Genomic DNA, 11,464 nt, shown 5'->3' with positions numbered 1-11,464 from the left:
CGGCCGCCTTGCCGGTCGTGAAGTACGGGGAGATGGAATAACGGGGACCTTCTTTCGCGGACCAGGTGGCCAGTACGTACCGCGCGCCGCGCGTCACGTTGATCAGGTTGTTGTTGTGCCGGACCCTGCCGAGGTACACGAGCCGCCCCAGGCACCCCGCCACACGGCAGTACGACTGCCCCACCCCCTTCCTCCACGAGGGATGCGCCTGCCCGAACGCGGCCACGTCGATCCGCCCCCGGTCCTTTCTCATGTACGTGAGCTGCAGATCGACGTGGAGGAGGTCGTACTTCGTGTTCACGGGAAGCTGGAACACGTGCTCCCGGGCGTCCTCCTGACCACTCTCGAGCAGTACACCGGGTTCGTAGAACCGATCGCTGCTCAGCGGCGCGAACCTGATCCGGTCGACGTGCCGCTCCGCCTCCTCCTCACCGTACTCGTCGATGCTCTTCCTCCAGTCCTGCACCCCGAAAGACCCCTGCTCCGAGTAATCGGCGGTCCGTCCGTAGACCGTGAAGTCGTCGATGACGATATACACGGAGAACGATCCCGTGTTCTTCACCGAGAGTTTCAGCGGGACCTGCACGAAGGGGAGGCGGCGGTCAGCACGCGCCGTTCCGAATTCCGCCTTCAGGGCCAGGCTCATGGGAGCCACCGTGGGCTCGTACATCGTCGAATACACCAGGCTGAGAGCGGTGAGGAGGGCCGACACGAATACTCCGGCCGCGAATTTCCTCGGGTGAGTGACCCCCTTCCACGACCTCTCCTTCAGCAGCAGCCACAGCGCCCATACCGACCAGCAGCACAGCGGCATGAACACCAGCAGGTAGGGCGTGTACTCCCGCTCCTCGAACCACAACAGCATCAGGAGGCCGTCGGCGGCCGTGGAGGTGAGGACGCCGAGCAGGACCATCGCCCCGGAGACCCTGGAGTGCCGCTTCCCCCAGTGATCGATCACCGCGAGCGCCGCCGCGGCCTGCACGGGAGCGGACAGCACGAACAGGGCACCGGTCAGCCGTTGCGCGAAGGTCATGGCGCCCGAGGCGTCCGGCCACCCGATCACGGCGTTGAGGACCGCCGAGGCGAGCAGGCCCGCCATCATGAGGAGAGCGGCCGTGTGCCGTCGCCGCGGGTGGTCGGGCCATGTGTCGCTGTCACCGCCGCGCCAGTGCACGCAAGCCGGGTCCGTCACGTCCACGTCCGGGTGGCCGAGGCGCTCCAGGACGCGCCGCAGTTCGGGCAGCGACCAGGCGCTGCCGGCGGTCTCGCCGTCCACGGTGACCCGCCGGAGGCCACGGTCGTCCGGTGCCTCGACGACGACCCAGGGACGGATGCTCATGCGGCCAGCCTCGGACCGCGCCCGGGACCGCGCACACGGGGTTGCTCCGGTCGGCCCCACGGGGCCCGGGCCCACCGCGTCCGCGCGACGCCCGGGCCGCGCGGACGCGGTGGGCCCGGGCGCGCGGGCTTCAGCAGCCCGGCTTGCCGGCGTAGACCGCCAGCGCCGTGTTGGAGCCCAGGGTGGCGGTGAGCTGGCCGGAGCCGTTCACGGTCACCGTGGTGTTGTTCTGCACGTTGCAGTAGGTGCCCGCGGGCAGCGAGGTCTGGTAGGTGCGACTCACGCTGTACGACTCGTGGTTGATGGCCACGAACCCCTTGCTGCCCCGGCCGAAGGCGATGGCGTTGTTGCCGTCGTCCCACCAGTTGGTCACCGACTGGCCGCGCGTGGCGTTGCGGAAGGCGACCATGGAGATGATCTCCGGCCACTTGTGCTGGCACTTCCAGCCGTCCTGCCAGCAGGCGTTCACCTGGCCCCCGCCCGGCGGGCCGGCGTCCGTGTCGGACCACTCGTAGCCGGAGTTGATGTCGGGAGCGCCGTAGGGCCAGGCCAGCATGAAGACGTTGGCCAGGGTGTACTTGGCGCCGTCCTTGTAGTTGAGGGTGGAGCCGTTGCGCTCGGTGTCATGGTTGTCGACGAAGACGCCGGCCACCGAGTTGCTCAGATAGCCCCAGCCCTCGCCGTAGTTGTTCAGGTAGGCGAGCTTCTCGTTGTTGAAGACCCGCTTGAGGTCGTAGGCGTAGCGGAACTCCTGGACGTCGCCGTTGCCGGTGTACTCGGTCGGCTGGACCGCCTCGCCCGCGCCGTAGATGACCTCCTGCTTCCAGTAGGCGCCGGGTTTGGTCAGGCGGGACTTGATGTTGGCGAGGTCGTCGGCCGGGATGTGCTTGGCCGCGTCGATGCGGAAGCCGTCGACGCCGAGGGAGAGGAGGTCGTTCATGTAGCCGGCGATGGTCTTGCGGACGTACTCCTCGCCGGTGTCGAGGTCGGCGAGGCCGACCAGTTCGCAGTGCTGCACGTTCCAGCGGTCCTGGTAATTGTCGACCGGGGACATGCAGTCGTCGAAGTCGTAGACCGAGTACAGGCCGGGGTAGTCGTACTTGGTGTACGAGGACCCGCCCGTGCCCGTGCCGCTGCCCGCCGACATGTGGTTGATCACGGTGTCGACGACGACCTTCACGCCTGCCGAGTGGCAGGTGTTCACCATGTTCTGGAAGGACGCGCGGTCGCCGAGCCGGCCGGCGATCCTGTAGCTGACGGGCTGGTAGGAGGTCCACCACTGCGGGCCCTGTATGTGCTCGGCGGGCGGTGAGACCTGGACGTATCCGTAGCCGGCGGGGCCGAGGGTGTTGGTGCACTCCTTGGCGACCGAGGCGTAGTTCCACTCGAAGAGCACCGCGGTGACGTCCTTGGTGCCGGGTGGTGCGGCGTAGGCGGTCCCGGCGGGGACGGCCAGCGCGGCCGACGCGGCCGCCACGAGGGCGAGCGCGCCGGAGAGGGCTCTGTTGGCCATGTGGGGGTTTCCTTCTCCGTTGAAGGACTCGAAGGTGTCCGGGAAGGCCCTGGGGAGGACCGGACCCTTTGAAGGGAGTTGCTGCAAGTTTTCAACTACTCGCAGTGCAGCAGACCGTACGAGTCCCGCCCCCGGCGGTCAATACCCTCGACATGCTCCTGTCATCAACGCGAAATACGGCCGGTGTAAGGCAAGTTGAGCTGGTCCGTCCCCCGTACGCACGCGAAGGGGCCCGCCGTCCCCCACTGGACGGCGGGCCCCTGAAACCGGACGAAAACCCTTGCGGGAAAGCTCAGCCGGTGGTCCACCACACGGTCGTGTCGGCGGGCAACTTGGCCTCGCCGTCGGCCTCCGTGATCTCCCCGCTCGCCAGCAGCAGACGGCCGTACGCCGGGGTCGTGACCGCCTCCCCGCCGGTGTTCGCCACGCACACGAACTCCCCGCGCCGGAAGGCCAGCACGCCCTCGGGCGCCCGCAGCCACTGCACGGCGTCACCCGCGCCGAGGTCCGGCTGGGAGCGGCGCGCGCTCAGCGCGGACCGGTACAGCTCCAGCGTGGAGCCGGGAACCCCGGTCTGCGCCTCCACGCTCAGCTCCCCCCAGCCCGCCGGCTGCGGAAGCCAGCTGCCGCCGGCGCCGAAGCCGTACGAGGAGCCGGCGCGCGTCCACGGGATCGGCACCCGGCAGCCGTCGCGGAAGCCGTCCTGGCCCTCGCCCCGGAAGTACGCCGGGTCCTGGCGCACCTCGTCGGGCAGGTCCACCACGTCGGGCAGGCCGAGCTCCTCGCCCTGGTAGACGTAGGCCGAGCCGGGCAGCGCCAGCATCAGCAGGGTGGCCGCGCGGGCCCGGCGCAGCCCGAGGGCGCGGTCGCCGGCGGTGCGGATCTGGGTGCCGAGGCCGGGCGGGTTGGCGAAGCGGGTGGCGTGCCGGGTGACGTCGTGGTTGGACAGCACCCACGTGGCCGGGGCGCCGACCGGGCGCATGGATTCCAGGGTGCGGTCGATGACGGTGCGCAGCTCCTTGGCGTCCCAGTCGGTGCCCAGGTACTGGAAGTTGAAGGCCTGGTGCAGCTCGTCCGGGCGCACGTACAGGGCGGTCCGCTCGACGGTCGGGGTCCACGCCTCGGCGACGAAGATGCGGTCCCCGGAGTACTCGTCGAGGATCTGGCGCCACTGCCGGTAGACCTCGTGCACGCCGTCCTGGTCGAAGAACGGCATGACATCGTTGCCCAGCAGCTTCAGCTGGTCGTGGGTGCCGAGGTCCGGCAGCCCGTCCGCCTTGACGAGCCCGTGGGCCACGTCGATGCGGAAGCCGTCGACGCCCATGTCGAGCCAGAAGCGCAGGATGGAGCGGAACTCGTCGCCGACGGCCGGGTGTTCCCAGTTGAAGTCGGGCTGCTCGGGCGCGAACAGGTGCAGGTACCACTCGCCGGGCGTGCCGTCCGGTTCGGTGACCCGGGTCCAGGCCGGGCCGCCGAAGATGGACTCCCAGTCGTTGGGCGGCAGTTCGCCGTTCTTCCCCTTGCCGGGGCGGAAGTGGTAGCGGTCGCGCAGCGGGGAGCCGGGGCCCTCCGCGACCGCGCGCCGGAACCACTCGTGCTGGTCGGAGGAGTGGTTGGGGACGAGGTCGACGATGATCCTCAGGCCCAGCTCGTGGGCGTCGCGGATCAGCGCGTCGGCGTCGAGGAGGTTGCCGAACATGGGGTCGACGGCGCGGTAGTCGGCGACGTCGTAGCCGGCGTCGGCCTGCGGCGAGGCGTAGAAGGGGCTGAGCCACACGGCGTCCACACCGAGGTCGCGCAGGTAGGGCAGCCGGGAGCGTACGCCCTCGAGGTCGCCCATGCCGTCGCCGTTGCTGTCGGCGAAGCTGCGCGGATAGACCTGGTAGATCACCGCGTCCCGCCACCAGTCGCGGCGCGGGGCGGCGACGGTGGCGACGGCCGCTTCGGTCAGGGGGGATCCGGACGGGGAGTGCTGCTGGCTCATGGCGTCCTTGTGCGTAAGGGTGGTCGGGTCATGGAAGGCGTGGGGGCCTGGCCGGATGCCAGGCGGCCGCGGTGACAGCGGGGTCGGATGGGCACCGCGGCCGCCTGCCCGCGCGCCGGGCGCGCGGGAGTCCCGGCTTCGTCGGCCCGCGGGTCAGCCCTTGGTGCCGCCCGCGGTGAGTCCGGCGACGAGGTTCTTCTGCACGAGGTAGAAGAAGGCCGAGACGGGTATCGCGATCAGCACCGCGGTCGCGGCCATGAGGTTGCGCTGGGCGTCGTGCTCGCTGATGAAGCTCTGCAGGCCGACGGCGAGCGTGTACTTCTGGTCGTCGAGCATGAAGGTGGTGGCGAAGGCGACCTCGCCGAACGCCGTGATGAAGCTGTAGAACGCGGCGACCGCGAGGCCCGGCTTGGCGAGCGGCAGGATCAGCCGCGCGAACGTGCCGAACGGGGTGAGCCCGTCGACGCGTCCGGCCTCGTCGATCTCGAAGGGGATGGTGTCGAAGTATCCCTTGAGCAGCCAGGCGCAGTAGGGCACCGCGGTGGAGCAGTAGACGAGGATGAGGCCGAGGTAGCTGTCGATGAGGCCCAGGTCGGCGAGGATCTGGTACATCGGCACCATCAGCACGGCCACCGGGAACATCTGGGTGACCAGGAGCACCCACATGAACTTCCGGTAGCCGGGGAAGCGCATGCGGGAGACGGCGTAGCCGGTGGTCGCGGCGACCAGGACGCCGAGGACGGTGGTGCCGAGCGAGACGATCAGCGAGCTTTTCAGCCACTCGAAGAAGTTCGTGTGCTGCAGGACGAACGAGTAGTTGCTGAACGTCATCTTGTGCCAGATGCCGCCGGGGTGCAGGTAGTCGTCCTTGTCCGGGCCGAGGGACAGGAAGACCAGCCAGGCGACCGGGAAGAGCGCGACGATGCTCCCCGCGATCAGCAGGCCGTGGGAGGCGAGGGAGGCGGCCAGGCCGCGCTGCCCGCGCCGGCGCAGCGCGCGCGGTTCCTTCCGGCCGGGCTCCGGCTCGGTCGCGGCGGCAGAGGTCTCGACTGCGGTCGTACTCATGGAAACTCCTGCCTCAGATCGCGAGCTGCTGCTCATTGCGGTTCAGCCAGCGGCGGTAGAACGAGGTGAAGACGATCAGGATGGCCAGCAGCAGGATGCCGTAGGCGGCGGACTGAGCGAAGTCTCGCGGCTGCTGTCCGAAGCCGAGGTAGTACGCCCAGGTGACAAGGATCTGCGCGTCGGGGGCCGTGTTGCCGAAGAGCAGGAAGATGACGGCGAACTGGTTGAAGGTCCAGATGATGCCGAGGAGCACGACCGTGGAGCTGACCGACCTCAGGCCCGGAAGGGTGACGTAGCGGAAACGCTGCCAGGCGTTCGCGCCGTCCATCTCGGCGGCCTCGTAGAGCGAGGAGTCGATGGACTGCAGTCCGCCGAGGAGCGAGACCATCATGAACGGCACACCGCACCAGGTGTTGACCATGATGGCGGCGAACCGCTGCCAGAAGGTGTCCTCCAGCCACTGCGGCGCCGGCAGGTGCAGCGCGTGCAGGGCGGAGTTGATGATGCCTCCGTCGGCGAGCATGAAGCGCCAGCCGAACACGGTGACGAAGGTGGGCACGGCCCACGGCAGGATCAGGATCAGCCGGTAGAAGGTGCGGCCGCGCAGTTTCTGGTTGAGCACCAGCGCGAGGCCGAGCCCGATCGAGTAGTGCAGGATGACGCACAGCGCCGTCCACACGATCGTCCACACGAAGTGCGACCAGAAGCGGTCGTACGACGTCGGGCCGAACAGGATGTCCTTGTAGTTGTCCAGCCCGATGAACTTGTACGTGGCGTCGATGTGGTTGACGCCGATCGTGCGAGCGGTGTTGAGGCTGTTGGCGTCGGTGAGGGTCAGATACAGGCCGTACACCAGGGGATACAGCACGAGGACGCCGAGTACGACCGCCACGGGGGCGATCATCACGTAGGCGTACCAGTGCTTCTGGTAGCTCTGCCTCAGGCGCGCGGCCGGCCCGGGCCTCGGCCCGCGGTCACCGCGCCGCTTGCCGGTCGCTCGATCGATGGCGACTGTCATGGTTCGACACCTTCTGGATGTTCAGGAGTACGGCACACGGGCCGGCGGCCGCCGGACCCCTCAGGAAGGGTCCGGCGGCCACCACTGGCTCACTTGCTGAAGTCGTTGACCAGCTTGGAGATCGCGAGCTCGGCGTTGCTCAGGCCCTTGTCCAGGGACTCCTTGCCGCCGGCGATCTTGGGCAGCTCGGTGTCGAGCGGGCCCCACAGGGAGCTGTACTCGGCCAGCGCCGGGCGCGGCTGGGCGGCGGACAGCACGCCCTGGTAGCCGGCGATGCCGGGGTCGGCCTTGACCTGGGCGGTGTAGGCGTCGTCGCGGGTGGGCAGCGTGGAGTTCTTCAGGGCGATGGTCTCCTGGGACTTCGCCGAGGTCATGAACTTCACGAACTTCAGGGCCGCTTCCTGGTGGGACTTGTCCGAGCCGGCGTAGACCGAGAGGTTGTGGCCGCCGGTCGGGGCGCCCGCTTTGCCGGTGGAGCCGGCCGGGACGGTGGCGATGCCGAGGTTGGACTTGTCCTTGAAGGCGCTGCCCTTGTAGAAGTTCGTGATCTCCCAGGGGCCCTGGATGATCGCGGCGACCTTGCCGTTGACGAACGCGTCCTGGATGTGGGCGTAGGCGTCGGCGGTGGTGTCGGCCTTGTGCAGGCCCTTGCCGGAGAACAGGCTCAGCCAGGTGCCGTAGGCCTTCTTGGCGGGGGCCGAGGTCACGGTGATCTTCTTGGCGGCGACGTCGACGTTGTCGGTGCCCTCGCCGTAGAGGAAGTTCATGGCGTAGTAGGCCTGGGTGGAGCCCCAGTAGCCGTCGACGCCGGCCTTGTCCTTGACCTTGGCGGCGTCGGCCTTCAGCTCGTCCCAGGTCTTGGGGGCCTCGGTGATGCCGGCCTTCTTGAACAGGGCCTTGTTGTAGACCAGGGCCAGGGTGTCGGTGACCAGCGGGACGCCGTAGGTCTTGCCGTCGTACTGGGCCTGCTTGATCAGGTTCGGCTTGAACTGGCTCTGCTCGGACAGGGCCTCGGTGCCGTCCAGCGGCAGGAAGTAGCCCTTCTTGGCGAAGGCGGGGGTCCAGCCGACCTCGGAGCGCAGGATGTCCGGGGCGCCCTTGGAGCCGGCGGCCGTGTCGAACTTGTTCTGCGCCTGGTCGAACGGCACGTTGACGTACTTGACCTTGATGTTCTTGTTGGCCGCTTCGAACTGCTTGACCAGGGCCTGGTACGTCGGCGCCTCGTTCGTGGCGTTGGAGGTGTCCCACCAGGTGATGGTCACCGGGCCGTCGGACTTGTCGCTGCCGCTGTCGCTCCCGCCGCACGCCGTCGCCGCGAGAGCGAGGGACGCCACCAGCGCGGTGGCCGCTATGCCACGCCGCATGAGTTTCTCCTTGAGGGTGAAAGCCCGTAACAGGGGCCGGTCCCGTCTGCCGCCCCTGCCGAGTTGCCGATGGCGCCGTTGCCGCCGCCGGGCGACGGTGAACGTAACAGCGTTGCAAGCGCGGCGAAAGACCTTGCAGAAAAAAAGTGCAAGAGATCGCGAGAGTTACCCGCCCGTGACCTCCGGCCGAGCCCTTGGGTCCCTTGACTTCACGCCGATCAGCGGCATCCCGCACACTTGTGCAAGACTCTGCAAGCTCTTGCCATACGGCGCCGACGGGGGAATCATCCCGTTGCGGACCGGTACGCCGATCAGAACACGAGGAACGCGATGACGCCCCGACCGGTACAGTCCACTCCTGTGACCACACGGCTTGCCGACATCGCCGCCCAGGCGGGGGTGAGCGAAGCGACCGTCAGCCGTGTCCTCAACGGCAAGCCGGGCGTCGCCGCCACCACCCGCCAGTCCGTGCTGGCCGCCCTCGACGTGCTGGGCTACGAGCGCCCGGTGCGCCTGCGGCAGCGCAGCGAGGGCCTGGTCGGCCTGATCACGCCCGAGCTGGAGAACCCGATATTCCCCGCCCTGGCCCAGGTCATCGGCCAGGCGCTGACCCGCCAGGGCTACACCCCGGTGCTCGCCACCCAGACCCCCGGCGGCTCCACGGAGGACGAGCTGACCGAGATGCTCGTCGACCGCGGGGTGGCCGGCATCATCTACGTCTCCGGTCTGCACGCGGACACCACGGCCGACATGGAGCGCTACGAGCGGCTGCGCGCCCAGGGCGTGCCCTACGTCCTCGTGGACGGCTTCTCCCCCAAGGTGCAGGCCCCCTTCATCTCCCCCGACGACCGCGCGGCGATGACCCTGGCCGTCACCCACCTGGTCTCGCTCGGCCACACCCGCATAGGCCTGGCCCTGGGCCCCAAGCGCTTCGTCCCGGTACAGCGCAAGATCGAGGGCTTCGTACGAGCCATGCAGGACCAGCTGTCCCTGCCCCCGGACGTCATCGAGTCGGGCCTGGTCCAGCACTCCCTCTACACCCTGGAGGGCGGCCAGGCGGCCGCGACGGCGCTCATCGACCGCGACTGCACGGCGATCGTCTGCGCCAGCGACATGATGGCGCTGGGGGCCATACGGGCGGCCCGCCAGCGCGGCCTGGAGGTCCCGAGGGACGTCTCGGTCGTCGGCTTCGACGACTCCCCCCTGATCGCCTTCACCGACCCGCCCCTGACCACGATCCGCAAGCCGGTGCCGGCCATGGGCCAGGCAGCCGTGCGCACCCTCCTCGAGGAGATCGGCGGAACCCCCGCCCCCCACAGCGAGTTCGTCTTCATGCCGGAACTGGTGGTGCGCGGCTCCACGGCCTCGGCCCCGGGCAGCCGCCCCTGAGCCGCACCCGACCTGCCGATGAGCGGCGCCCGAGGGCTTTTCTGGCACACTCTGTCCCTATGGGTGACACGACCGTGACACGACTGGAGGCCGTCCCGGACCCCGTCACGCACGAGCGCACCCTCCTCACCCGCCTGCGCACTCCGCGCCGCCCCCGGCTGTGGTTCGAGATCCTGCTCATCGCGGTGAGTTACTGGACGTACTCCCTGATCCGCAACGCGGTCCCGGAACAGAAGGCCGAGGCCCTGCGCAACGCGGACTGGGTCTGGCGCACCGAGCACCAACTGGGCATCGCCGTAGAGCAATCGGTCAACCATGCCGTCAACTCGGTGACTTGGCTGATCATCGGCATGAACTACTACTACGCCACCCTGCACTTCGTGGTGACGATCGGCGTCCTGGTCTGGCTCTACCGCAGCCACCCCGGCCGCTACGCGGCGACCCGCCTCGCCCTCTTCGCCACCACCGGCGTGGCCCTGGCCGGCTACTACCTCTTCCCCCTGGCCCCGCCCCGCCTCATGACCGGCGCCCACTTCGTCGACACGGTCCAGGTCCACCACACCTGGGGCTCCATGGCCTCCGGCGACCTCAAGGACATGTCCAACCAGTACGCCGCGATGCCCTCGATGCACATCGGCTGGTCCCTGTGGTGCGGCCTGACCATCTACGCCCTCACCACCATCCCCTGGCTCCGGGTCCTGGGCCTCCTCTACCCCACGACCACCCTCCTGGTCATCATCTGCACGGCCAACCACTTCTGGCTGGACGCGGTGGGCGGCCTCCTCTGCCTGACCTTCGGCCTCACCCTGGCCCGCCTCTGGTACGGCACCCTCCCCCACACCCTCCCCCGCACAACGGGGACGTTGCAGCCGACGGCCCCATGACCCTGGCGGCGGCCGGAACCACGACGAACCCGGTAGACGCGGTACGGCGGAAGGGGCAGTGGGGGCGCGTCACGGCCCCGACCCCCCACGCACCGCACGCGCGCTACGACGCCCCGTAGAACAGCGACTCCACAACCCCCCGAGCCCGCCGGGCGGTACGCCGATAGGCATCGAGCATGTCCCCCACATGCCCGGGTCCGTACCCCAGGTACCGCCCCACCGCGGCAAGCTCCCGAGGCTCCGTCGGGAAGGTGTCCCCCGCCCGCCCCCGCACCAGCATCACAGCGTTCCGCACCCGAGTGGCCAGCACCCAAGCCTCGTCAAGAATCGAAGCGTCCTCCTCGGTGACCAGCCCTCCCTCCCGAGCCGCGGCCAGAGCCTGCCGCGTACGAGTGGTCCGCAGCTCGGCCTCCCGGGCCCCATGCCGCATCTGCAGCAACTGCACGGTCCACTCCACGTCCGACAACCCCCCGGGCCCCAGCTTCGTGTGCAGCTTGGGATCCGCCCCCCGGGGCAGCCGCTCGGACTCCATCCGGGCCTTCAACCGCCGGATCTCCCGCACGGCGTCGTCCCCCAGCCCCCCGGAGGGATACCGCAGCGGATCGACCAGCGCGACGAACCGCCGCCCCAGCTCCACATCCCCCGCCACCGGCTCCGCCCGCAGCAGCGCCTGCGCCTCCCACACCAGCGACCACCGCCGGTAGTACGCCTCGTACGACTTCAGCGTCCGCACCAGGGGCCCGTTGCGGCCCTCGGGCCGCAGGTCCGCGTCGATCAGCAGCGGCGGATCCGAGCTGGGCACCTGCAGCAGCCGCCGCATCTCCGAAACCACCCGGTTCGCCGCCTGAGCGGCCTCCCGCTCGTCCACCCCGTCCCGGGGTTCGTGCACGAACAGCACGTCCGCGTCC

Annotated in this window: 9 protein-coding genes; 2 read left to right on the top strand and 7 right to left on the bottom strand. The window is 69.2% G+C overall.

The features are described from left to right. The 6 genes from IE249_RS01620 to IE249_RS01595 all read right to left on the bottom strand — a co-directional run. A partial coding sequence (locus tag IE249_RS01620; protein ID WP_189702933.1) for a hypothetical protein occupies positions 1-1,339 on the bottom strand: 1,339 nt, incomplete at its 3' end. Between the two features lie 130 nt (positions 1,340-1,469). Further along, positions 1,470-2,852 carry an alpha-amylase gene (locus IE249_RS01615; RefSeq protein WP_189702932.1) on the bottom strand — a complete coding sequence of 461 codons (1,383 nt, stop codon included), beginning with the start codon at positions 2,850-2,852 and terminating at the stop codon, positions 1,470-1,472. 292 nt (positions 2,853-3,144) lie between these two features. Continuing rightward, entirely contained in the window at positions 3,145-4,836 is a 1,692-nt protein-coding gene (locus IE249_RS01610; protein ID WP_189702931.1) for a glycoside hydrolase family 13 protein, read from the bottom strand. A 153-nt stretch (positions 4,837-4,989) separates the two neighbouring features. Further along, on the bottom strand, positions 4,990-5,901 hold the full coding sequence (locus tag IE249_RS01605; protein WP_189702930.1) for a sugar ABC transporter permease: 912 nt from the start codon (positions 5,899-5,901) through the stop codon (positions 4,990-4,992). A gap of 13 nt (positions 5,902-5,914) precedes the next feature. After that, entirely contained in the window at positions 5,915-6,919 is a 1,005-nt protein-coding gene (locus IE249_RS01600; protein ID WP_189702929.1) for a carbohydrate ABC transporter permease, read from the bottom strand. 89 nt (positions 6,920-7,008) lie between these two features. Beyond that, the gene (locus tag IE249_RS01595; RefSeq protein WP_189702928.1) at positions 7,009-8,283 is read right to left on the bottom strand and encodes an extracellular solute-binding protein; all 1,275 of its coding nucleotides are present in this window, start codon (positions 8,281-8,283) and stop codon (positions 7,009-7,011) included. Positions 8,284-8,643: 360 nt separating this feature from the next. Between IE249_RS01595 and IE249_RS01590 the strand changes: the two genes are divergently transcribed. Both IE249_RS01590 and IE249_RS01585 read left to right on the top strand, forming a co-directional pair. After that, positions 8,644-9,672 (top strand): LacI family DNA-binding transcriptional regulator, encoded by a 1,029-nt coding sequence (locus tag IE249_RS01590; protein WP_268249659.1) that lies wholly within the window; start codon positions 8,644-8,646, stop codon positions 9,670-9,672. 59 nt (positions 9,673-9,731) lie between these two features. Continuing rightward, entirely contained in the window at positions 9,732-10,556 is an 825-nt protein-coding gene (locus tag IE249_RS01585; RefSeq protein ID WP_189702926.1) for a phosphatase PAP2 family protein, read from the top strand. A 103-nt stretch (positions 10,557-10,659) separates the two neighbouring features. On the opposite strand, the gene IE249_RS35840 is transcribed toward IE249_RS01585, so the two are convergent. Continuing rightward, positions 10,660-11,464: [protein-PII] uridylyltransferase family protein (locus IE249_RS35840; protein ID WP_506366323.1), on the bottom strand; the 805-nt coding region annotated here is incomplete at its 5' end.

Origin of the sequence: Streptomyces anandii JCM 4720, assembly GCF_014650655.1 — a bacterium.
GTDB classification, from domain to species: domain Bacteria; phylum Actinomycetota; class Actinomycetes; order Streptomycetales; family Streptomycetaceae; genus Streptomyces; species Streptomyces anandii.
Note: the sequence above shows the minus strand (reverse complement) of the source record. Positions and strands in the feature narration are given on the sequence as shown.